General features: G+C 60.8%; 20 protein-coding genes. 4 read left to right on the top strand and 16 right to left on the bottom strand.

Annotated features, from left to right (window positions below; genetic code table 11):
* Window positions 1-58 precede the first annotated feature (58 nt).
* Window positions 59-1,315 (top strand): cytochrome P450, encoded by a 1,257-nt coding sequence (locus UF78_RS17225; protein WP_045163448.1) that lies wholly within the window; start codon window positions 59-61, stop codon window positions 1,313-1,315.
* A gap of 44 nt (window positions 1,316-1,359) precedes the next feature.
* On the opposite strand, the gene UF78_RS17220 is transcribed toward UF78_RS17225, so the two are convergent.
* The 12 genes from UF78_RS17220 to UF78_RS17165 all read right to left on the bottom strand — a co-directional run bounded on the left by UF78_RS17220 (window position 1,360) and on the right by UF78_RS17165 (window position 16,078).
* The gene (locus UF78_RS17220; RefSeq protein WP_045163447.1) at window positions 1,360-4,152 is read right to left on the bottom strand and encodes a hybrid sensor histidine kinase/response regulator; all 2,793 of its coding nucleotides are present in this window, start codon (window positions 4,150-4,152) and stop codon (window positions 1,360-1,362) included.
* 115 nt (window positions 4,153-4,267) lie between these two features.
* The gene (purD, locus tag UF78_RS17215; protein WP_045163446.1) at window positions 4,268-5,557 is read right to left on the bottom strand and encodes a phosphoribosylamine--glycine ligase; all 1,290 of its coding nucleotides are present in this window, start codon (window positions 5,555-5,557) and stop codon (window positions 4,268-4,270) included.
* Window positions 5,558-5,756: 199 nt separating this feature from the next.
* Entirely contained in the window at window positions 5,757-7,361 is a 1,605-nt protein-coding gene (gene purH, locus UF78_RS17210) for a bifunctional phosphoribosylaminoimidazolecarboxamide formyltransferase/IMP cyclohydrolase (protein WP_045163445.1), read from the bottom strand.
* An 84-nt stretch (window positions 7,362-7,445) separates the two neighbouring features.
* Window positions 7,446-7,766, bottom strand: coding sequence for a DNA-binding transcriptional regulator Fis (gene fis, locus UF78_RS17205; RefSeq protein WP_045163444.1), 321 nt, complete (start codon window positions 7,764-7,766; stop codon window positions 7,446-7,448).
* Window positions 7,763-8,776, bottom strand: a complete 1,014-nt coding sequence (dusB, locus tag UF78_RS17200) for a tRNA dihydrouridine synthase DusB (protein ID WP_045163443.1) — start codon at window positions 8,774-8,776, stop codon at window positions 7,763-7,765. Before dusB ends, fis begins: the two co-directional genes overlap by 4 nt.
* 198 nt (window positions 8,777-8,974) lie before the next feature.
* Window positions 8,975-10,246 (bottom strand): DUF3426 domain-containing protein, encoded by a 1,272-nt coding sequence (locus tag UF78_RS17195; RefSeq protein WP_045163442.1) that lies wholly within the window; start codon window positions 10,244-10,246, stop codon window positions 8,975-8,977.
* 116 nt (window positions 10,247-10,362) lie between these two features.
* The gene (gene prmA / locus UF78_RS17190; RefSeq protein ID WP_045163441.1) at window positions 10,363-11,244 is read right to left on the bottom strand and encodes a 50S ribosomal protein L11 methyltransferase; all 882 of its coding nucleotides are present in this window, start codon (window positions 11,242-11,244) and stop codon (window positions 10,363-10,365) included.
* A gap of 147 nt (window positions 11,245-11,391) precedes the next feature.
* A complete protein-coding gene (gene accC / locus UF78_RS17185; RefSeq protein ID WP_045163440.1) occupies window positions 11,392-12,741 on the bottom strand; it encodes an acetyl-CoA carboxylase biotin carboxylase subunit in 1,350 nt (449 codons plus the stop codon).
* Window positions 12,742-12,758: 17 nt separating this feature from the next.
* A complete protein-coding gene (accB, locus tag UF78_RS17180) occupies window positions 12,759-13,220 on the bottom strand; it encodes an acetyl-CoA carboxylase biotin carboxyl carrier protein (RefSeq protein WP_045163439.1) in 462 nt (153 codons plus the stop codon).
* Between the two features lie 79 nt (window positions 13,221-13,299).
* Window positions 13,300-13,743 carry a type II 3-dehydroquinate dehydratase gene (gene aroQ / locus UF78_RS17175; protein ID WP_045163438.1) on the bottom strand — a complete coding sequence of 148 codons (444 nt, stop codon included), beginning with the start codon at window positions 13,741-13,743 and terminating at the stop codon, window positions 13,300-13,302.
* Window positions 13,744-13,898: 155 nt separating this feature from the next.
* Entirely contained in the window at window positions 13,899-15,683 is a 1,785-nt protein-coding gene (locus tag UF78_RS17170) for a protein-disulfide reductase DsbD (RefSeq protein ID WP_045163638.1), read from the bottom strand.
* A gap of 71 nt (window positions 15,684-15,754) precedes the next feature.
* Window positions 15,755-16,078 (bottom strand): Rieske (2Fe-2S) protein, encoded by a 324-nt coding sequence (locus UF78_RS17165; protein WP_045163437.1) that lies wholly within the window; start codon window positions 16,076-16,078, stop codon window positions 15,755-15,757.
* A gap of 129 nt (window positions 16,079-16,207) precedes the next feature.
* Between UF78_RS17165 and UF78_RS17160 the strand changes: the two genes are divergently transcribed.
* Genes UF78_RS17160 through UF78_RS17150 form a run of 3 tightly spaced genes read left to right on the top strand, consistent with a single transcriptional unit; the run spans window position 16,208 to window position 18,907 of the window.
* Window positions 16,208-17,245: a FecCD family ABC transporter permease gene (locus UF78_RS17160; RefSeq protein ID WP_045163436.1), complete on the top strand. Its 1,038-nt coding sequence runs from the start codon at window positions 16,208-16,210 to the stop codon at window positions 17,243-17,245.
* Complete coding sequence (locus tag UF78_RS17155) at window positions 17,245-18,012, top strand: heme ABC transporter ATP-binding protein (RefSeq protein ID WP_045163435.1); 768 nt, start codon at window positions 17,245-17,247, stop codon at window positions 18,010-18,012. The genes UF78_RS17160 and UF78_RS17155 overlap by 1 nt, the downstream gene beginning before the upstream one ends.
* A gap of 10 nt (window positions 18,013-18,022) precedes the next feature.
* Window positions 18,023-18,907: a ChaN family lipoprotein gene (locus UF78_RS17150; RefSeq protein WP_045163434.1), complete on the top strand. Its 885-nt coding sequence runs from the start codon at window positions 18,023-18,025 to the stop codon at window positions 18,905-18,907.
* A gap of 291 nt (window positions 18,908-19,198) precedes the next feature.
* Here UF78_RS17150 and UF78_RS17145 read toward each other — a convergent pair whose 3' ends face one another.
* The 4 genes from UF78_RS17145 to UF78_RS17130 all read right to left on the bottom strand — a co-directional run bounded on the left by UF78_RS17145 (window position 19,199) and on the right by UF78_RS17130 (window position 22,853).
* Window positions 19,199-19,996 carry a cyclic nucleotide-binding domain-containing protein gene (locus UF78_RS17145; protein ID WP_045163433.1) on the bottom strand — a complete coding sequence of 266 codons (798 nt, stop codon included), beginning with the start codon at window positions 19,994-19,996 and terminating at the stop codon, window positions 19,199-19,201.
* A gap of 105 nt (window positions 19,997-20,101) precedes the next feature.
* Window positions 20,102-20,374, bottom strand: a complete 273-nt coding sequence (locus tag UF78_RS17140) for a TfoX/Sxy family protein (RefSeq protein WP_045163432.1) — start codon at window positions 20,372-20,374, stop codon at window positions 20,102-20,104.
* Window positions 20,375-20,382: 8 nt separating this feature from the next.
* Window positions 20,383-21,135 (bottom strand): class I SAM-dependent methyltransferase, encoded by a 753-nt coding sequence (locus UF78_RS17135; RefSeq protein WP_045163431.1) that lies wholly within the window; start codon window positions 21,133-21,135, stop codon window positions 20,383-20,385.
* A gap of 155 nt (window positions 21,136-21,290) precedes the next feature.
* Complete coding sequence (locus tag UF78_RS17130; protein ID WP_045163430.1) at window positions 21,291-22,853, bottom strand: AAA family ATPase; 1,563 nt, start codon at window positions 22,851-22,853, stop codon at window positions 21,291-21,293.
* Window positions 22,854-22,964: the final 111 nt, after the last annotated feature.

Below are 22,964 nucleotides of genomic sequence, written 5' to 3'. Positions count from 1 at the left end.
GGGCACCTGGGCAACCGTATGAGGTCCACCGACAAATCCAATCCATAGGGGTGTACTTATGCCGGATATCCCGCGCGACTCACAGGCGGAAAGTTCGCTGTCGTTGCTTGGCGAAGGTTACTCGTTCATTTCCAGCCGCTGCCAGCGGCTCGGATCGGACCTGTTCCAGGTTCGTCTACTGATGCAGAACACCATATGTATGCGAGGCGAGGAGGCGGCGAAACTGTTCTATGACGAGCAGCTTTTTCAACGTGAGCGCGCAGCGCCACGCATGCTGCAGAAAACGCTGTTCGGCCAGGGTGGCGTGCAGGGGCTCGATGACCAGGCTCATCGGCATCGCAAGCAGCTTTTCCTCTCGCTACTGACCGAGGCGGCGGTGGCCGATCTGGTGCGGCTGAGCGAGGCCAATTGGCAGGCAGCCATCGAGACTTGGCAACAGTGTGATCGCGTGGTGCTCATGCCCGAGGTGCAGGCGATTTTCACGCATGCTGCGTGCGACTGGGCAGGGGTGCCACTTGCGCAAGGCGAGCTAACGCATCGTCGTGATCAACTGGCTGCAATGATAGATGGGGCCGGTGGAGTCGGTGCGCGTCATTGGCGTGCGCGCAAGGCCCGTAAGGAGGCCGAAAGCTGGATGATTGATCTGGTCAGCCGTGTGCGCGCCGGAACGCTGGTGGTTGATGAGACCCGGCCGCTGGCAGTGGTCGCTCGGTACCTCGATCTTGACGGGGTGGCGCTGGAAGAGCGGGTCGCTGCAGTGGAAATGCTCAATCTCCTGCGTCCGATCGTGGCGGTGACACGATTCGTCATCTATGCGGCGCTGGAACTACTGGCACACCCTCAATGGCGTCAACGGCTTCAGCAAGAAAACGCTGCGCTGGAGCTCTTTGCACAGGAAGTCCGGCGGCTTCACGCCTTCTTCCCCTTCACGGCGGCGCGTGTGCGGAGGGATTTCGAATGGAAGGGCTACCATTTTCCGAAAGGCACGCGGGTGTTGCTGGATCTCTACGGTACCAATCGAGACGCACGACTCTGGGCGCAACCCGAGGCATTTCAACCCGAGCGCTTCGCCAATTGGGATGGCGGTGCATTCAATTTCATTACTCAGGGTGGCGGCGATGCCGCGAACGGGCATCGTTGCCCTGGGGAGCCTCTGGCAATCGCGTTGCTGACGAGTGCGCTGCGCATGCTGACCCGTCGAATGAGTTATGCGGTACCTGCTCAGGACTTGCGCCTGGATGTCTCACGAATGCCTGAGCAACCGGAAAGCCTGCTGATCATCAGCGACGTCCGGTCCATACCGTCGGGCAACTAGGGTTGCAATCATGAAGCGGCGCGCGTGGTTAGCGTTGGTACGGACTATCGATCTGCTGTCGCCTCCCTGATGCGGACCCAGTACTCGATCAGCTCGCGCAACTGGGACATCTCGACAGGTTTGGCCATGTGACCGTCCATCCCTGCATCGCGGGCACGCTCACGGTGTTCGCTGAGAATATGGGCGGTAAGAGCCACCACTGGCGTTCGCGGCCGGCCCTCGGACGCCTCCCAGGCACGTAGCCGCGCGGTGGCCTCGAAGCCGTCCATGATCGGCATTTCGCAATCCATCAGCACCAGATCATAGGGTTGCTCCTTGATCGCTGCGAGTGCCTCTTCTCCATTGCTGGCCGTATCCGGATTGAGGTTGAGCTTGCTCAACATGCCTCGAATGACCTTGGTGGAAATACTGTTGTCCTCTGCGACCAGGATGCGGAAGTCGTCCGGCACGGAAAGTGGCGTGCTGGCTTGGGTCGTCGCGGATCGCGCGATGGCGCTGGTGCGACGAGCCAGCTCATCCGCCAGGGTGGTCTTCAGAGTATAGCCGGCAACGGGTTTGGCCAGGATGCGCTTGATCCCGGCGTTACGCGCGATGATCTTGCTCGGCGCGTTGCTCATGCCGGTCAGCATGATCAGTAGAATGTCATGATTGAGGCTGAAGTCTTCCTTGATTCTGCTCGCCAGTTGCATGCCGGTCATGCCGGGCATGTCCTGATCGAGCAGGACCACGTCGAAATATTCGCGCAGATGCGCCTTGGTGCGCAGAAGCGCCAGCGCCTCCTTGCCCGAGGCCACCGCACTGACTTCGAATCCCCAGCTGCTGCACTGCTGACTGAGCACCTTTCGGCAGGTATCGTTGTCATCGACTACCAAGAGCCGCGAGCCTTTCAGCTGATTGTCCAGATCACTGCCGGGTTGCTCCGAAATGTCTGCGCCCAACGGCAGGCTGATCCATAACGTATTGCCGGCGATGCCACCGGTCTGGATGCCGAACTCGCCATCCATCAGGTGGACAAGCTGTCTGGCGATAATCAAGCCGAGGCGGCCACCGTGGCGGGTCGCGGCAAGGAAGTCGCGGCTATCCAGGGCGGCATTGAGCAGGGCATCGCGTTCTTGTGTTTCCAGCGGTCGTCCGCTGTCCTGTACGGTGATACGCAGCCGCGGCGCCTCCTCATGACCATCCACCGCCGCTATCAACAGCACCTCGCCTTCTTCGGTCTGCTTGAAGGCATTTTCCAACAGGTTCAGCAGGGCCTGGCGCAAGCGGGTTGGGTCGCCTTCAACGACGTGCGGCATCTGCGGCTGGACGAAGCTGATCAGCTCGACTTTCTGCTGCTCGGCCTTGGCGCGGAAGATGCTCAGGCAGTCTTCGATCAATGCGTTGAGGTCGAATTGCACGTCGTCCAGTTCGATCTGCCCGGACTCCAGTTTAGAGATGTCGAGAATCTCGTTGATCAGGTTGAGCAATTCGTTGCCGGAGCTATGAATCGTCTGCACATAGTCGCGCTGCTTGGCCGACAGCGAGGTGCTGAGCAATAGCTCGCTCATGCCGAGTACCCCGTTCATCGGGGTACGAATTTCATGGCTGATCTTTGCCAGGAAATCCGCCTTGGTCCGTAGCTCGGCACTGGTGACCGCTTCGGCAGTGTGCTGATTGCGGCTGTCGGATTGGATCTGACGCTGCCGCTCGAGCAGTGCGAAGCTGAGAATCAATCCGGAGCACGTGGCCACGCTGAACATGATGCCGGTCAGCCAATCCGGATCGAATTGATTGAAACCCAGCAGGATCGGCAGAACGAAGACGAAGCCGCCATTGAACAACAGCATCCCGGCGACGAGCAGGCGGGCTGGGTCATAGCGCTGCCGCCAATGGTGGATAGCCACCGCGGTGACGCTGACGGCGGTGGCCAGCACCATGGCGTAGATCAGCCAGCTGAACCAGAGCTGACCGGTAAGCAGTATGGTCGCCGCCAACGCGCTGACGAGACCCGCTTGCAATGCGAGCAGCCAGGTAATCCAGGGTGTCCTGCGATGATGAAAGAAGCCGAACGTGAAGGCCAGCAGCGAAAGACTGGTCGCCAATGCCGCGATGTCGGCAATCAGGGGTTGGCTGTAGATCAGTTTTGGCGACCACACCGCCAGCAGTCCGAGGTTCGCCACGGCACAGGTCAGCAGCGCCCCGTGCAGCAGGGCGAGCCACACATGGCAGTAATTGAAGGTATAGGCGAAGCGCAGCAGGTTGTAGATCATCAGCAAGGCGAGGGCGCCGAACAGCGCCCCGAACAGGTAGGCCGGGCGCGTCTGCTTGACCAGCCCAATCTCATCTACCGTGTGGAACCAGGCCATGATTGGGTGTGACGACTGCAACCGGATATAGGCTTCGCGAGGCACGTTGTCGTTGGGCAGGGAAAACAGGTACGCGCGGGTAGGCAAGGGGCGGGATTCCAGCGGCCGCAACTCGCCGGTTTCCACATGGCGCTCGACCTGGCCGTCACGTAGTAGATAAAAATCGAGATATTGCACGCGTGGGGCAAAAATCCACAGCCAGTTCGGCTGGGCGAAGGCGGGCAAACTCACCTGTAGCCAGACGGCGTTGTCGCTCGCCGGAGCGGCGTACGAGCGTTGGTCGATTCGCTGGAACAGAGTGCGTTGTTCCAGGATTTCCGCAAGGGTGAGCCGGTTTGATTGGTCGATGAGCAATCGCCAGTTGGGCTCTGTCCCCTGCGTGGCGTCAATGACTGCCGAAGGCGAGGATGGCTCGGTGATCGCGGCGGATGCGCTCAACGCAGCCAGTAATAGACTGAAGGTAAAAGCAATGGCGACCCAGAGTCGACGCACGATTGAAGTCCCTTCATCTGTGTGACGATGGATTATAGCCATCGCAAAGACCCCCGGTAATGTGCGCAACGAAAGATAAGCTCGACCGTTGCGCGCATTGCGGCGATCTTCTCGCTCAGCTCTCGCCTTGTTCGCGCGCAATGGCACGATATCCGATGTCGTGGCGATAGAAGTGGCCGTCCCACTCAATGCGAGCGGCCAGCGCATAGGCATTCTGCTGGGCTGCTGACACGGTGTCGCCCATGGCCGTTGCGCAGAGCACGCGGCCGCCGGAGGTGGTGACCGCTCCGTCTTTCAGAGCCGTACCGGCATGGAAGACCTTGCCTTGCAACTGGGCGGCGGATTCAAGGCCGCGAATCGCTGCGCCTTTGCCGTAGTCACCAGGATAGCCACCTGCGGCAAGTACGACGCCCAGGCTCGGGCGCGGATCCCACTGCGCTTCAATCTTGTCCAGCGCCTTGGCCAGCGCTGCTTCGACCAGCAGCACCAGGCTGGATTGCAGGCGCAACATGATCGGCTGGGTTTCAGGATCACCGAAGCGGCAATTGAACTCGATTACCTTGGGCGCGCCATGGCGGTCGATCATCAGGCCTGCATAGAGAAAGCCCGTGTAGACATTGCCCTCTGCCGCCATGCCCTCGACGGTTGGCCAGATGACCTCGTCCATGACGCGCTGATGAATCTCATCGGTAACCACCGGGGCCGGAGAATAGGCGCCCATGCCGCCAGTGTTCGGGCCGGTGTCGCCGTCCCCTACGCGTTTGTGGTCCTGGCTGGTGGCCATTGGCAGCACATTGGCGCCGTCGACCATGACGATAAAGCTGGCTTCCTCGCCGTCGAGGAATTCTTCGATTACCACCCGTGCACCCGCATCGCCAAAGGCATTGCCGGAGAGCATATCGCGCACGGCGTCCTCGGCTTCTGCCAGCGTCATGGCGACGATCACACCTTTGCCAGCCGCCAGGCCGTCGGCCTTGATCACGATCGGCGCGCCTTTCTCCTGGAGATAGGCGAGAGCCGGTTCGATCTCGGTGAAGTTCTGGTAGTCCGCCGTGGGAATCTTGTGGCGGGCCAGAAAATCTTTGGTGAAGGCCTTGGAACCTTCCAGCTGCGCGGCAGCGGCGGTCGGCCCGAAGCAGTCGAGACCGCGTGCGCGGAACAGGTCGACCACGCCTTTGACCAGCGGGGCTTCGGGGCCGACGATCGTCAGTTGTACGTTTTGCTCGGCGAAGTCTGCCAGCTGTTCGATGGCAAGCACGTCGATGGCGACGTTTTCGCACTTCGCTTCGGTTGCGGTGCCGGCATTACCCGGGGCAACGAAAACTTTCTCGACGCGTGGATCCTGTGCAACTTTCCACGCCAGCGCATGCTCCCGGCCGCCGCTGCCGATGATCAGTACGTTCATTTCTCTCTCCCAATGGAGGCGGGCCGGTAGCCCGCTTGGTGGATAAGCGAAGCGTTATCCACCCTACGAATACCGAGGTCGCGATCGGGCTGGTAGATGCAAGGCGCCCGATTCTTCACCCAGCGGAGTTGCCTTCTGGCAATGAGCATGGGGGAAGAATTGGGCAACGCCGCAGATGCCTGTCCGAGTGCGGCCGATTTTAGTGCCTAAAGTGGCGCATGCCGGTGAATACCATGGCAATGCCGGCTTCGTCTGCAGCGGCGATCACTTCGGCGTCGCGCATCGAACCGCCGGGCTGGATCACCGCGGTGACGCCGGCCTTGGCAGCGTTGTCGATGCCATCGCGGAAGGGGAAAAAGGCATCGCTGGCCATTACCGCGCCCGGAACCGGCAGCCCGGCATGCTCAGCTTTGATCGCGGCAATACGGGCGGAGTTGACACGGCTCATCTGGCCAGCACCAACGCCTACGGTCTGACGGTTCTTGGCATAAACGATAGCGTTGGATTTGACGAACTTGGCTACTTTCCAGGCGAAGATCAGATCATGAATTTCCTGCTCGCTGGGTGTGCGCTTGGTCACGACCTTGAGGTCGGCTTCGCTGATCATTCCGATGTCTCGGCTCTGTACCAACAGCCCACCATTGACGCGCTTGAAGTCCCAGCCAGGCGCGCGCTCGGCTGGCCATTGACCGCATGCAAGCAAACGTATATTCGCTTTGCTCGCGACCACGTCGCGGGCCTCGGCAGAAATGCTCGGTGCGATGATCACCTCGACGAACTGACGCTCGACGATGGCCTTGGCTGTTTCACCGTCCAGCTCTCGGTTGAACGCGATGATGCCGCCGAAAGCCGATTCGCTGTCGGTGGCGTAGGCCAGTTCGTAAGCTTGGCGAATGCCGCCTTCGTCGTCCGGTACCACGGCAACGCCGCAGGGATTGGCGTGCTTGACGATGACACAGGCCGGCTTGACGAAACTCTTCACGCATTCCAGGGCGGCGTCGGTGTCGGCGACGTTGTTGAAGGACAGCTCCTTGCCCTGCAACTGGCGGGCCGTGGCGACACAGGCTTCATCGGCCGTTTCGACGTAGAACGCCGCGATTTGATGCGGATTCTCCCCATAGCGCATGTCCTGCGCCTTGACGAACTGGGTGGTGAAAGTGCGCGGCAGGAGACTACGGCCTTCGGTGGAAAGCGTTTCGGCGCTTTGGTCGACGGTGCCCAGGTAGTTGGCAATCATGCCGTCGTAGGATGCGGTGTGCTCGAAGGCCTTGAGCGCCAGGTCGAAGCGCTGGGCATAGGTCAGGCCGCCGCTCTGCAGGTTCTCGATGACATTGGCGTAGTCATCGGCATTGACCACGATGGCGACGTCCTTGTGGTTCTTCGCGGCGCTGCGCACCATGGTCGGCCCGCCAATGTCGATGTTCTCGATGGCATCTGGCAGGGAGCAACCAGGCTTGGCGACGGTAGCAGCGAAGGGGTAGAGATTGACTGCGACCAGGTCGATGGGGTTGATGCCATGCTCGGCCATGACCGCCCCGTCCATATCGCGCCGGCCAAGAATTCCGCCGTGGATTTTGGGGTGCAGGGTCTTCACCCGGCCATCCATCATTTCCGGGAAGCCGGTGTAGTCGGCGACTTCTACCGCAGCGATGTCGTTCTCACGCAGCAGCTTGAAGGTGCCGCCGGTGGACAGGATCTCGACGCCGAGCGCGACGAGCTCGCGGGCGAATTCAACGACGCCGGTCTTGTCGGACACGCTGATCAGCGCGCGGCGGACGGGGAGGCGAGTGCTTTGGTCGGTCATAGACATTTCCTAGGAGCTACAGGCTGCTGCGGGAAGCCCCAGGTGGAACGGCTTGCTACCGTTCCTTCGGAGCTTGCCGCTGTGTCAGAGAAGATCGTACTGCTTGAGTTTCTTGCGCAGGGTGCCGCGGTTCAGGCCCAGCAGCTCGGAGGCTTTGGTCTGGTTGCCTTTTACGTAATTCATCACGGTTTCGAGCAGCGGCGCCTCTACTTCGGAAAGCACCAGGTTGTAAACGTCTGTGACGTCTGCGCCTTCAAGGTGGGCGAAATAGTTGTGCAACGCCTTTTCCACACTACCGCGCAGGGTCTGGCCTGCTTCGCTCGGTGTGTTGAGGTGTTGCTTGAGGTTCACGTTGTCGCTCACGGATGATGTTCCAGTTACCAGTGTTTCGTTCAACAGCGTCATGCAGCCACCCCTTTTCCATCCCCTGAATCAGGGCCTGTTCGGCGTTCGGCCAGAAATGCCCGAACACTGGCGCATTGCGCGTCCCTGTCTTCCAAACCATTGAACCGGCCACGGTATTCGCGCGCGCCGGGTTGTGTTGCGAGGTACCAACTGACGTGCTTGCGCGCGATCCGCACGCCCATGACCTCGCCGTAGAACGTGTGAAGCGCACCCAGGTGCTCCAGCAGGATGCTTTCGACTTCGGCCAGATCCGGCGGAGCCAACAGCTCTCCGGTGGCGAGGTAGTGATTGATCTCGCGGAATATCCAGGGCCGCCCCTGGGCCGCACGACCAATCAGCAGTGCGTCGGCACCTGTGGCTTTAAGAACCTGACTTGCCTTAAAGGGTGTATCGATATCGCCATTGGCGAACACCGGAATCGATACCGCCTGTTTGATCGCCGCGATGGTGTCGTATTCCGCGTCGCCCGTATAAAGATCGGCACGTGTACGGCCATGCACCGCCAACGCTGCGATTCCGCATTGCTCGGCGATCTTTGCCACCGTAAGTCCATTCTTGTTTTGCCTGTCCCACCCGGTGCGGATCTTCAGCGTCACCGGTACATCAACCGCTTCGACCACGGCCTCGAGTATCTCGCGGACCAGTCGCTCATCTTTCATCAGCGCCGATCCAGCGGCCTTGTTGCAGACCTTCTTCGCTGGGCATCCCATGTTGATGTCGATGATCTGCGCACCCAGCTCGACGTTACGAACGGCAGCCTCGGCCAGCATCTGAGGATCACCCCCGGCGATCTGCACCGACCGCGGCTCAGGATCGCCCTCGTGCAGCAAGCGTAGACGCGACTTGCGACTGTTCCACAGGCGTACATCACTGGTCACCATTTCCGAAACCACCATGCCGGCACCGAGGCGCCGGCACAACTGGCGGAACGGCTGATCGGTCACGCCAGCCATGGGCGCTAGTATCAACCGATTTGGAAGGGTGTAGGGGCCGATGCGTACCGCTGACATGAAGATTCCCTGCTTGGAGCCTGCTTGTTAGGTCGATCGGGACAGCAAAAAAGGGTGTGCATAATACCCGCTCCGGATGACGGGTTAAAGGCTGTTCTGAACAAATTCTGAACAGCCTCTGGCATATAACCCGCCGTGATAGAGGCGCCGATGCGACCGGTGGCAGCGTGCGACATGGCGTTTTGGAGGAAGGGATGGTTAGTCGGGCGAGCGGAAACTCAGGCTGTAATTTACCGCTTTGGTACCTGGATCGAGAATATCCAGCGCGATGTGGATGGGAATCTGCGAGGGCATTTCTCGCTGGCCGGCGAGCTCTCCGGAGAGGTACTCGCCGGGTTTGAAGGTGCGCTGTGCCAGCGTCTGCCCCTGGATATCGGCGAAGCGGACTTCCAGCAGCGGGAATGGTTGAGTGAAAGACGCGCGGTTGTAGATGATCGCATCGACAACCAGCGCTCCAGCGAAATCTGGATGGCTGCGCACCACCAGATTGCTGCTCTTTATCTGGCTGATATCGACCCTGGGCGGCAATTCACAACCCAATGCAGGGCAGAGGCGCTCGAGCCACGGGCGGTATTCGTTTTGCCGCGCTATCTCGTCGAAGTTGTAGGCCACGTACTGGCTCGCGAGCGCAAGCAGGGCGATCAGGTTCAAGAGCCCCCACCCCAGCCAGCGTCCCCAGGGATGCTTATGCTCTTCCCAGTCGAGCTGCAATGGCTCGTCGTCGAGTTCGAATAAAGGTTCTTCGCGCTCTTTATCTGACGAGCGTCTCGGTTCGGACTCGTGTTCAGCCTTGGCGTGGTTCGCAAACGTAGGGCTCAGTGTCTCCTCGTCGGGCTCGATTAGACCGTCGAGGACGGGCTCGACGCGTTCCTGTGAATCGAGTCGCTCGTTTAGCGGGCCGCGAGGGGCCGCGAGCGGGCTTGGCGGAGCAGGTCGCTCATCGCTAACGGGAGTGAACCGCAAATCCGCTGCATAAGAGCTCGGCTTGACGGAGGGCGGCTCCGTCTGCGTCCGGTGGTTCGCCGTCGGTGTGTCGGTTTCCGCGCTCAACAGCCGCTCAGCCCAGACCTCGTCGTCGGCGGCTGATGGGCCTTGGCGTCGCAGGTCGTTGCCGGTTTGCGGCTGAAGCTCGAGGAACTCGCGCGACAGCTCCAGCTCCTGCCGTTCGAGCTTTGCCAATTCCTCATCCAGATCCAGGCTGTCCAAGTCCAGATCATCGTGGATCCACAGCGTGCTCTCGTCTGCCGTGGAACTTGTCAGTGGCGTTTGGGCTCGCAGGGGCTGATGCTCAGCGACCGCTGAGCCTGAGTTCAGGTCACTGGCCGTATCGCCCCCCTGTAGATGGCGAGCAGCATTGAAGAGCTCCATGCATGCTCCGCAACGCACCACGCCACGGGCGGCGGCGAGCTGGGCGCGGCTGACGCGGAAGCTGGTGCGACAATGCGGGCACTGGGTGACGAAGCTGGTCATGCGTTGGTCCGGCGGAAATGCCGGTATTCTAGCGCATGCGCACCGATGAGCGGCAGTGGCGACACGCGTCGCACATCGAGGCATCGCGGTAATGCTAGCGCGATGCCTCCTTTGTCTCAGGGGCGGCGGATACCGGTGATGCGTACCCAGCCGTCCTTCTCCGCGGTTGGGTCGAGGTCGAACTGGTCCGAGTAGGCGGCACGGACTTCTTCGGCCTGTTCGGCCAGAATTCCGGACAAGGCCAGCCGGCCACCGGGTTTGACCCGCTCGATGATCCGTGGTGCCAGCGCCACCAGGGGGCCGGCGAGGATATTGGCGACAACCACGTCGGCCTGGCCCTCCGGTAACTGCTCGGGTAGATACAGTGGAAAGCGTGCCGGGTCGATAGCGTTGCGCCCGGCGTTGTCACGTGAAGCCTCGATGGCCTGTACGTCGATGTCGGTGCCCACCGCCTGCTTGGCGCCCAGCAGCAGAGCGGCGATGGCTAGAATCCCCGAACCACAACCGAAATCCAGGACCTGCGCGCCTTCAAGCGACTGTGCATCCAGCCACTCCAGGCAAAGCGCGGTGGTGGGGTGGGTGCCGGTGCCGAAGGCCAGCCCAGGGTCGAGCAGCAGATTCACCGCGTCCGGCTCGGGCGCGGCGTGCCAGCTGGGTACGATCCACAGCCGGCGGCCAAAACGCATCGGATGGAAGTTGTCCATCCAGCTGCGCTCCCAGTCCTGGTCTTCGATGCGCTCCAGCTGGTGCGCGGGCAATTCGCCTTCGATCAATAGCTGTAGGTGGGCGAGTAGGTTGACTTCGTCGACATCGCCTTCAAACAACGCCAGCAGGTGGGTATGCGACCACAACGGCGTGGTGCCGAGATCAGGCTCGAATATAGGCTGGTCTTCAGCATCCATGAAGGTGACCGAGACCGCGCCGACGCCCAACAGCGCGTCTTCGAGAGCTTGCGCCTGTTCCGGAGAGATGGCGAGACGAAGTTGTAACCAGGACATGAAAGACCTCATGGAGTAGCGACCGCCATTGCGCTGCGGTCCGAAAAAGTGGGCGAGCTTACTGCGTAGCTGCGCCGGCATCCAATATTGAGCGTGGCAGAAACGACAAGGGCTGCCATTGGCAGCCCTTGTCGACGCAGCACCGAATCAGTGCTTGTCCATTCCCAGCTTCTTTTCCAGGTAATGGATGTTCACGCCGCCCTTGCAGAAACCAGGGTCGCGAACCAGATCCCGGTGCAGCGGGATATTGGTCTTGATGCCATCGACCACAATTTCGTCCAATGCGTTGCGCATTCTCGCCATGGCCTCGTCCCGCGTGGCCCCGTAGGTGATCAGCTTGCCGATCAGCGAGTCGTAGTTCGGTGGTACCGAATAGCCGCTGTACAGATGCGAGTCGACCCGTACGCCATTGCCGCCTGGTGCATGGAAATGCTTGACCTTACCCGGGCTGGGTAGGAAGTTCGACGGATCTTCGGCATTGATTCGGCATTCCAGCGAATGGCCGCGAATGACAACGTCTTCTTGGCGAATCGACAGTTTGTTGCCGGCGGCGATGCTGAGCATTTCCTTGACAATGTCCACTCCAGTGACCATTTCGGTTACCGGGTGTTCGACCTGCACGCGGGTGTTCATTTCGATGAAGTAAAACCGGCCATCTTCATAGAGGAACTCGAAGGTGCCGGCTCCACGGTAGCCGATTTCGACGCACGCATCGGTACACCGCTTGAGCACTTCCGCGCGTGCCTTTTCGTCGATGTAAGGGGCTGGCGCCTCTTCCAAGACCTTCTGATGGCGGCGCTGCAGCGAACAGTCCCGGTCGCCCAGATGAATGGCGTTACCCTGGCCATCGGAGAGTACCTGGACTTCCACGTGACGAGGATTGCCGAGGAACTTCTCCAGATAGACCATCGGGTTGCCGAATGCCGCGCCCGCTTCGGTGCGGGTCAGCTTCGCCGACTTGATCAGGTCTTCTTCTTCGTAGACAACGCGCATGCCGCGCCCACCGCCGCCTCCGGCTGCCTTGATGATGACCGGGTAACCCACCTCACGGGCAATCGCCAGTGCCTTTTGCTCGTCTTCTGGCAGTGGCCCGTCAGAGCCGGGCACCACGGGCACGCCAGCTTTGATCATGGCGTCCTTGGCTGACACCTTGTCACCCATCAGGCGAATGGTTTCGGCTCTCGGCCCGACGAAGGCAAAGCCAGAGTTTTCCACCTGCTCGGCGAAGTCGGCGTTCTCGGCGAGAAATCCATAGCCTGGATGAATCGCTGTCGCGCCGGTCACTTCCGCCGCGGCGATGATCGCTGGAATGTGCAGATAGGAGTTGGTCGCAATGGCCGGGCCGATGCAGACGGACTCATCCGCCAGGGCCAGGTGCATCAGCTCGCGATCGGCGGTGGAGTGCACCGCGACGGTCTTGATACCCAGCTCTTTGCAGGCTCGCAAAATCCGCAGAGCGATTTCACCGCGGTTGGCGATTAGTACTTTTTCCAACATCGCTGGCTCTCCGCGGTTCAAACGATGGTGAACAGCGGCTGGTCGTATTCGACCGGCTGACCATTCTCCACCAGGATGGATTCGATGGTGCCGCTGGTTTCGGCCTCGATGTGGTTCATCATCTTCATGGCTTCGACGATGCAGAGAATGTCGCCCTTCTTAACGCTCTGGCCGACTTCAACGAAGCTGGCCGACTCCGGCGAGGAGGCGCGGTAGAAGGTGCCGACCATCGGCGAGCGAACCACGGTGCCGTTGAGCTTAGGTTGCGCCGGCGCGGCGTCGGCGGCTGCGGGGGCAGCTGCCGGAGCAGCGGCAGCAGGAGCGGCCATCGGTGCTTGAGCGTAGTAGGGCTGCTGCATCGCCACTTGCTTGCTGTGGCGGCTGATGCGGACGGATTCCTCGCCCTCGTGAATTTCCAGCTCGTCGATCCCGGACTCCTCCAGCAGTTCGATCAGTTTCTTGACTTTGCGAATATCCATGAAGCGGTGACTCCCAAGTAAGTTCAAAGGGCATTGCTGCTCGCTCTTCGGGGCCGGGCGCGTGACGCGCGTGGTCCTGTCAGGAAGCAGCGAGTTGTTCCAGGGCGGCCTCCAATGCCAGGCGGTAGCCGCTGGCGCCAAGACCGCAGATCACTCCTACCGCGACGTCCGAGAAGTAGGAGTGATGGCGGAAAGGTTCACGCTTGTGCACGTTTGAGAGGTGCACTTCGATGAATGGGATGCTCACCGCCAGCAACGCGTCACGTAACGCAACGCTGGTATGCGTAAAAGCGGCGGGATTGATCAGAATGAAATCCACGCCTTCGCTGCGGGCGGCATGGATACGTTCGATAAGCTCGTACTCGGCATTGGATTGAAGGTGCAACAGGTGATGCCCCGCATCGCGGGCCCGCTGTTCCAGATCCTGGTTGATCTGCGCCAGCGTGACTGCACCATAGACGCCGGGTTCGCGGGTGCCGAGCATATTCAGATTCGGGCCGTGGAGGACCAGAAGCGTCGCCATGAGTATTCCTTGTTGTTCTGTCCGATCAGCGTCCTCGACGGCCGCAGATGGGTGAAGGGAAAAACTATGCACGAAGCGAGGGCTGACTGTCCAGTCATGTCTCAATCGGCGTAAATGCCGGCATTATGACTGGAGATTGCCGCAATGATCCTTTGTCAGAGCGACGCCTCGGCGCGGTTGAGTCGTTCAGCGAACTGACTCGCGTCGATTTCGCCGACGACCCTTATGTCGGCCAGTTCCTGCCCGCTTCGACCAAAGAACAGAATCGCAGGAGGGCCGAAAAGAGAATAGCGGTCGAGCAGCGCGCGCTGTTCCGGATTGCTGTCGGTGATATCGAAGCGAATCAGGCGGTAGTTCGCCAGGCGGGGAGCGATCTGCGGATCGGCGAATACCTCACGCTCGATCACTTTGCAGCTGATACACCAATCGGCATACCAGTCGAGCATCAAGGGTTGCCCTGCTACACGAGCCGCGGCGAGTTGGGCGTCGAGCTCAGCAGGTGTGGAGACCGTGTGCCAGCCTTCGGTTGCGCGGGTCATGCTGTCATCGGCCATTGATGGCATGCGTGGCAGCGGCCGCAGCGGATCGGAGCCTCCTTGCAACGCGCCGATCCAGGCGGCCAGCGCATAGACCAGCAAGGCCAGGCCAAGCAACTGAGCAAGTTTTTGCCGCGGCGCCTTCTGGGTGAACTCCAGCGTGCCGAGAAACAACGCCGTACCGGCGGCCAGCAAGCCCCACAGTGCAAGGGCCGCAGAGCCAGGCAGGACGCGCTCGAGCATCCACACTGCAACCGCCAGCAGCAAGACGCCGAAGACGTTGCGCACGGTAACCATCCAGGGACCGCTCTTGGGCAGTAAAGCGCCACCGCCGACCGCGAACAGGATCAGGGGCGTGCCCATGCCGAGGCCGAGCGCGAACAGCTTCAGGCCGCCGCCCAGGGCGTCGCCGCTAGCGCTGATGTACAACAGTGCCCCCGCCAGAGGCGCCGAGACGCATGGCGAGACAAGCAGGCTGGACACGGTGCCCAGTAGCGCCGCGCCCATGAAGGAGCCGCCCTTGGCGCTGCTGGCAATGCGCTCCAGGCGCGAGCTCATGACCTGGGGCAGACGAAATTCGAACAGACCGAACATTGCCAAGGCAAAAGCGACGAAGAACAGTGCGAAGGGCACCAGAATCCAGGGAGATTGCAGCCGTGCCTGCAGATTCAGCTCCGCTCCGAACACGCCCATCAGCGCGCCCAGCAGGGCGAAGCCGGCGGCCATGGGCAGCACGTAGGCGAGTGACAGGAAGAAACTACGGGTACCGCCGATCTGCCCGCGAAGGACCACCCCAGAGAGGATTGGCAACATCGGCAGCACACAAGGCGTGAAAGTCAGACCCAGACCGGCGAGGAAGAACAATGCCACCGAGCGCCAGGACAACGGGGCGCTGCCATCAGCCTCCCCATTGAGAGCGGGAGGTGCGGAAGCGGTAGGCGTTGAGGTGCCGCCAACCGTGAGTGACTCCGTTTCCGGCGGATAACACAGGCCTTTGTCGGCGCACCCCTGGTAGGTGATCTGCAGCGTAAAAGGGTGGCTCCCGGAGTTCTGCACCGGGAGTTCGACGTCGAGCACGCCGTAATAGACCTCGACCTCACCGAAGTAGTCGTCGGTCTTCTGCTTGCCGGCCGGTAGTTTCGCCTCTCCAATGGTTATGCTGGGGTCATTGGCTTTGAATTGAAATCGGTGCCGGTAGAGGTAATAGCCCTCCGCGGCGACGAATCGGAGCTTGACCTGCTCGGGCGTCGCGTCCACTAGGCTCAGGCGAAAGGCCTCGCGGACCGGAAGAAAATCCGCGCTGTTGTTCAGTCCGCCCAGAGTGGAGCTGGGGCGGCTATCGAACAGGCCTGCAGCGGCAGGAAGGGCGAACAACAGGGTCAGCAGACTCAGCAAACGGCGCATGGTCATCTCACAGGGTGCAGTGGCGCCATGATACCCAACGCGGCGGATCGTCGCTCGGGCGCAACGTCGCACTAGTGCTCGTTTTGCAACCAGATAATGCCGTCGCGTTCAACGCTTGTCAGAGCGCGCAGGGCTTGCCCGGCGCAGGGGCCGGCCACACATTCGCCGCTATCGATGAGAAACAGCGCGCCATGAGTGGCGCACTGGATCAGGCTGCCACTGCTGTCCAGAAATTGATCTGGAAGCCATTCCAGCGGTATGCCGCGGTGTGGGCAACGATTCTCGTAGAGATGCAAGACTCCATCCTTGCGCACGGCGAGCAGGCGCTGGCCCTGTATTTCGAAGCCCTTACTCTGACCTTCTTTAATGTCGCCCGTGGCGCACAATCGAATCATATTCCCCCCTTGAACGCTCGGATTATCGCCCAGGCGTCCTGTTTAGCGTAGAGCTGGGGCCGATTAGAACTGGCGGACTGATTGGCTGGCTTTTATCCTTCGCGTCGAACCTCGACTGGCGGCATTTCGATGAGCCCAGTGCTATCTGCACGCTCCCTTTTTCTTTCGCTGGGCCTGTTATGGCTGATTGCGTTCTGGCTGGCACTGGCGCTGGGGCCGGTCAGTCTGTCATTCGGCGAGACGTTGAACGCCATGCTTCGCCTGCTTGGCGTTCCGTTGGGCGGCGAAGACATCGGCCAAGCCGAACTCATCCTGGGGCAGATACGCTTACCGCGTGCGTTGCTAGGAGTGAGCGTGGGTGCGGTGCTGGCTCTGTCCGGGGCCGCCATGCAGGGCTTGTTTCGCAATCCGCTGGCGGATCCTGGCTTGATCGGCGTATCCAGCGGCGCCGCGCTGGGCGCGGCGGTGACAATTGTTGGCAGCGAACTGATGGGCGGCGTCCCCTCATCGCTTGAGCCTTATCTGTTGTCGCTGAGCGCATTCGTCGGCGGTCTCGGCGTTACCGCTCTGGTCTATCGCCTCGGCCGACGCGATGGCCGCACCCATGTGGCCACGATGCTGCTCGCCGGTATCGCGCTGACAGCCTTGGCGGGCGCCGCGATCGGACTCTTTACCTATATCGCCGACGACAGCACGCTGCGCACCCTGACGTTCTGGAACCTCGGCAGCCTCAATGGCGCCAGCTATGCGCGGCTCTGGCCGCTGCTGCTGGTGACCTTAATGGTCAGTTTCTGGTTGCCGCGCCGCGCTCGCGCGCTGAATGCGCTACTGCTCGGCGAGTCGGAAGCACGGCACCTGGGGTTCGATGTCGAACGGCTCAAGCGTGAGCTGGTGTTCTGCACCGCGCTGGGGGTGGGGGTGGCGGTGGCGGCGGCCGGCATGATCGGTTTCGTAGGATTGGTGGTCCCGCATCTGGTGCGGCTGCTGGTCGGGCCCGATCATCGCCTGCTGCTCCCTGCCTCGGCCCTGGCCGGAGGAAGCCTGTTGTTGCTGGCCGATTTGCTGGCGCGGCTCATGCTGGCACCTGCGGAGTTGCCTATCGGAATCGTCACTGCGCTGCTGGGCGCGCCTTTCTTTCTTTACCTGCTGCAGCGAGGGCGCCGGTGATGTTGCGAGCCCAAGGGATTACGGTGCGCCGTGGTGCTAAGACAGTGCTCGCCGAGATCGATTTGCAGCTGGCGTCTGGCGAGGTGTTGGGGGTGCTGGGCCCCAACGGGGCGGGCAAGAGCACTTTGCTAGGAGCACTGAGTGGCGAGCTGCCGGTCAGCGCTGGAGCGGTGTTGCTACATCAGAAGCCGTTGCACAACTGGAGCGGCCCTGAGCGCGCGCGTTGCCTAGCGGTGCTGCCACAGCATTCGACGCTGAGTTTTGGTTTCCGAGTCGATGAAGTGGTAAGCCTGGGCCGCCTTCCTCACGCCAGCGGTCATGTGCACGACACGGCGATCGTCACGGCTGCGCTGCAGGCTGCCGATGTAGCGCATTTGGCCCCGCGCAGCTATTTAGCCCTGTCTGGAGGCGAGCAGCAGCGCGTGCATCTGGCTCGGGTTCTTGCGCAGCTGTGGCCGGGCAGCACAGGGCAAGTACTATTGCTCGACGAGCCCACGGCGATGCTCGACCCGTTGCATCAGCACGGTATCTTGCAAGCGGTTCGGCTGTTCGCGGGGCAGGGCGGCGCGGTGCTAGTGATCCTTCATGATCTGAATCTTGCGGCACGCTATTGTGATCGCCTGTTGTTGCTCTCCGATGGACGCGCCCGCCTGACCGGCACGCCAGCACAGGTGTTACGCGCTGAGCCGCTGAAGTCCGTGTTCGGTCTCGACGTGCTGATTCAGCAGCACCCTGATCGGGGCCATCCGCTGGTCATTGCCCGCTGAGGAACTACTGATGCGATGTCTGCTATTTATCACTGCGGTCCTGCTCGCTGCCTGTCAAGCGGTGCCCCCCGTACCGCCATGGCAGAGCCCAGAGGGTCTGAAACATCCTGATCTAGGGCAGATCATCGACCTCCGTCACGGTACGAGGATTTCGGTTCGACAGCTGATTCAGGAACTGGCCGGCGCGGATCGCGTACTGGTGGGTGAACGCCATGACAATCCCGACCATCATGCCCTGCAGCTCTGGCTTCTAGAGGCGCTGGCCCAGCGACGAGAGCAGGGCAGCTTGCTCTTCGAGATGCTCGACCCCGTTCAGCAGCAAAAGGTGGCCAGCGTGCAGGCGTCGATCGATCGGGGGCAATGGCCGTCGGATCTGCCGGCTACGCTTGACTGGCAACAAGGGTGGGATTGGAAGCTGTACGGGCCGCTGGTCGAGTATGCGCTAGCACAACCCTATCCAGTGCTTGCGGCGAATCTGGATCGCGCCGAGATCAGCGACATTTACCGTCGCGCACCGACAGTGACCGGTGCCGCGGCGACTGAACATGTACGCAAAGAGTTGTTGACGCAAATTCGGATTTCCCACTGCGACCTACTGCCCGAAGCACAACTGCCAGCAATGCTTGCCGTGCAACAGCAACGTGACCGGCGAATGGCCGAGCGGCTGGATGCAGCGCCGAAGCCGGCGATACTAATGGCTGGTGCTTTTCACGTGCGGCGTGACTTGGGGATCCCCCTGTATCTGGCAGATCAGGGCGATATCCGCAGTACCAGTGTGTTGATCCTTGCGGAAGTGGGCGAGGATCTACAGGCAGAGCAGGCCGATTTCGTCTGGTTTACTCCAGCTCAGCCGCAGCAAGATTATTGTGCCGGGCTCCGCGGAACGGCTGAATGACGGTCAAGCGGCGCCTATATCGAATCGTGCGAAGCAGCTGTGCTCGATCATTCTGCGCTTTCGCAAGATCTGATCCGCCAGGCTTTATGCGAGACAAAAAAAGACCCGGCAAGAGCCGGGTCAAAACCGTGATTAGCCTGATGAGGAGATAACCTGAAAGTCCAACTGCCTGGCCTTCCAGCTTACCGGCTGATCTTGCGACCAGTGGTGCTAATAATAACAATTCTCATTCAGTCGTCAATAGCTGATGCGAAATAAATTCGCATCGCTCAGTGCTGCCCCTTTCGTGGGTTATGCAGTGAGCGGCAAGCGCAGCTGGGTGACTTCCTTGTTGAGCAAGTCGATACGCCGGGCCATGCTTTCTATCAGGCTGTGAGCAATTTTCGGATTGCTCTGCATCAGGCTGAGGAACTGGTCCTTGGGAATCAGCATGACGGTGCAGGCCGAGGTAGCAACAACGGTGGCGCTGCGCTTTTCCTGGGTGAATACCGCCATGGCGCCAAAAATTTCATCGCGCTGGACGTCGCCGACTTTCTGTCCGTCGACAATCGCTTCTGCATGCCCTTCGATGATGATGAAGACGTTGTCCGCGTCATCGCCTTGGCGAATCAGTTCTTCGCCAGCGGCGAAATGCTGGAATCCGGTGGTGGGGTGGATTTCGGGTTGTTTGAGTCGCGCCAGCGCATCGGATAACAGCGCCGTCTGGCCAATGAGGTACTGGGTAAAGAGCTCCTGACGGCGTTGATCGGCATGGATATGTTGAAATACAGCGCTGCGCGAATAGGGAATCAGGCGAATCGATTCGTCGCTGCGATAGCGGCAGACCGGCAGTTCGATACCCTGGCGCAGCCCGAGAAGATCCCCTTCCTGCATGTAGAACAGTGGTTTTTCATCCACAAGCGCATGTAGAAGTCCGCTTTCGATGATGAAAAGTTGCTGCTCGGGTAGCGCGGCTGTCAGATCATCGGAGCCTTTGACCTCGATAGGCGGAGCAGAAGGTGTCAGGCCTTCTAGCAGTTGCGCGGGGATCCCCTGCAGACGGTTGATCAGCTGATCGGCGTAAGCCGGTTGTTCCCCGAGTAGATACATGACGGCAGTCCTTGGACAAGCGGGCTCACAAAGGTAGAGCGATGCGCGTGCTCACAATAAGATCGCAGCAGCCTAGAGTAAATCATGCCGCGCAGAGGTTGTGAGCTAGCTCTTGTCTCGGTGATCGCAACTTGCCAGGTGCTGGTTTAGTTCGCTCTTCAGTGCATCTGGCAGTTCCTTCCAGTTGATGTCCCGCAGTGCACCTTCAATGGCATAAAGCAGCACGCGCGATGCGCTGAACCCTCGCGACTTGACCGCCTGGTAAGCGCTGACCGCGCCGAGTCGGCGCAGGTCCTCGGCTGTGTGGATGCCGGAGGCGTGCAGCCATTGTGCGGATGTCTTGCCGAGATTTCTCAGGGTCAGCAACTCGTCGTGCATGCTCGCTCCTATCGGCCCGGATAGCCGGCGAGAAAATGAAGCGGCCAGCGAATCCTGCGTTGCCGCTCCGGGTCGCCCCATCGCTGCGCAAGGTCGGGTTCCAACTGAGCCACCGGATCCATGTCGTAGGCTTGCTGCCATTGTTTGACGGCCGACCAGGTGCGCAGATAGCCAAGCAACTGGGGCAGGTTCCAATGGACTTCGATGGCGAATTCCGGGGGCTCGATCGTTTCGAACGGAGCCCGGATGTCCTGATAGCCCGCATCGACGCTTTCACGGCCTCGTGGCCAGTAACCCTGTAACGTTTCGCCATGCAGGCGACTGATGACCTCGTCCAGTGCGGGATCGATGCGAAGTAGGCTGTAGCACCACGCGCAGAACAGGCCGTTCGAGTCGAGCACTCGCTTCGCCTCGGCAAAAAATGCAGGGGTTGCAAACCAGTGCAGCGCTTGTGCGACGACCATCAGATCGACTCGTCCATCGCGCAGCGGCAGCCGCTCGGCCTGGGCGGCGAAGCGCTGCACCGATTGCCAGTCGGCGCTGCCGCTCAGTTGATCGGGGCTGGCATCGCAGCTAAGAACATGGTCGAAATGCCCTAACAGAGGGAGCGTCGCCTGACCGCTACCCGCGGCCACGTCGAGAGCACAGCGTGTGCGCGGGCACTGCTCGGCGAGCCAACTGAACAGGCTCTCTGGATAAGACGGGCGGAATTGAGCGTAATCGACGGATCGAATCGAGAAAAGCCGGACGCTGTCACTCATGGTGGCGGTCCGGCAAAACAGGCGGCAGAACGCGATGCGGCATGGTCGACTTCCATAGACAGACCTGTCGAAGTATAGAACCACCGCCGGGTTCTGCCCTCGGCGGTGCTTGGACACTGCTGGTTACGTCCGACGCGATTGCGTCAACCCAAGCGCTAGAGCCCTGGCAGCCGTTGGCGAATCGCACTGACCAGCGCGTCGAGACTGCCGGCCTCGGGCGTATCGATTTGTCGGTTGAGCAGTTGCTCGCTTTCGCTCAGCGGGTCGCGCGATGCCTGCTGCGCCTTGATCACAGCCATGGTCGCATCGGAGGGATCGCCGCCTTGGGCTTGCCGTTGGGCGAGCCATTGTTCGATAACCGCATTCGGCGCCTCGCAGGTCAGGATCATGAAAGGCACGCCGGTCGATTCAGCGACCTGCCAGCCCGCCTGGCGATATTGTTGCTTGAGGTAGGTCGCATCGATGACCACCGAAAAGCCTGCGTTGAGGGCCGTCTCGGCCAGCATATGCAGGCGATGATAGGTAGCGTCGCCAGCTTCCGTGCTGTAAATACCAGCATCCAGTTCGGCTGCGAGGGCTTCTGGTTGCGCGCCATGCAATCGCTTGCGTTCGACATCCGAGCGTAACCTGATCGCCCCCAGCGCCTCGACCAGGCGCAGCGCGACCTGGCTCTTGCCTACTGCCGACACGCCGTGAGTGATGGCGAGGAAGCGAGACGGAATGGCGCTATAGCTCTCTGCCAGATTGGCGTAGCCACGGTACTGACGCAGGATCACCCGGCGCTGTACCGCATCTTCTTCCTGATGCAGTCGGAACAGGTTGACCTTCGCGCGGACCAGTGCCCGATAGGCTTTGTAGAGGTTGAGCAATTCGAGCGCGGCGTAATCACCGGTACGTTCCAGCCAACCGTTAATGAAGCGTCGCGCCTGGCATTTCAGTCCGCGGTCCTCCAGGTCCATCGCCAGGAAGGCCGCGTCGGAGGCGATGTCGATCAGGCGGAAGGGTTCGTTGAACTCAATGCAATCGAACAACACCACCCGATCATCGATGAGGGTGGCGTTGCCCAGATGCAGGTCACCGTGGCATTCGCGGATAAAGCCCTGCTGGGTGCGCTGTGCCAGCAGTGGCTGCAAACGGGCGATACTCGTTTCGGTCCAGTCGAACAGCGCGTCGAGCTGTTGCAGATCGGATTGCTCGGTCAGCAACGGACGGATCTGCTCGAAGTTCTGCCGCATTGGCGCCACGATCGCCTCGGCACTGTTCAGAGGGTGCTCGGCCGGCACCTGCGGAATGCTCAGGTGGAACTGGGCGATTTGTTCGGCGAGAGCGTCTATATGCGCGTCGGTCAGTTCGCCCCGAGCCTGCACTTCGGCCATCAACTGTGTCTGTGGGAATTCCCGCATTTGCAGGAGGTACTCGATCGGCTCGCCGTCCCCGTCGATCACCGGGGCGTCGATGCTGCCGGTAATGGGCAGGACACGCAGATACAAGTCCGGTGCCATGCGTTGGTTCAGGCGCAGTTCTTCTTCGCAGAAATGCTTGCGATCCGCCAGGTTGGTGAAGTTGAGAAAGCCGAAATCCACCGGCTTTTTCATCTTATAGGCATAGGCTCCGGTGAGGATGACCCAGGAGATGTGGGTTTCGATGATCCTGAAACCGTCGACCGGGTGGGGATAGAGGGCCGGATTTTGCAACGCGGCGATCAATGCTTGGCTCACGGTCATTCCTTGCAGATTGTTGGGCGGGGCGTGTGAGCAATCGCGACGCGGATCACACACTCGGAAAACGGTCCATTATGTCTTTACGCGCGGTGCCTGCAAACCGCCAAG

The sequence above is a fragment of the Stutzerimonas stutzeri genome, assembly GCF_000952685.1.
GTDB classification, from domain to species: Bacteria; Pseudomonadota; Gammaproteobacteria; order Pseudomonadales; family Pseudomonadaceae; genus Stutzerimonas; species Stutzerimonas stutzeri_E.
The sequence above is the reverse complement of the archived record's forward strand: the minus strand, read 5'-3'. Positions and strand labels throughout refer to the sequence as shown.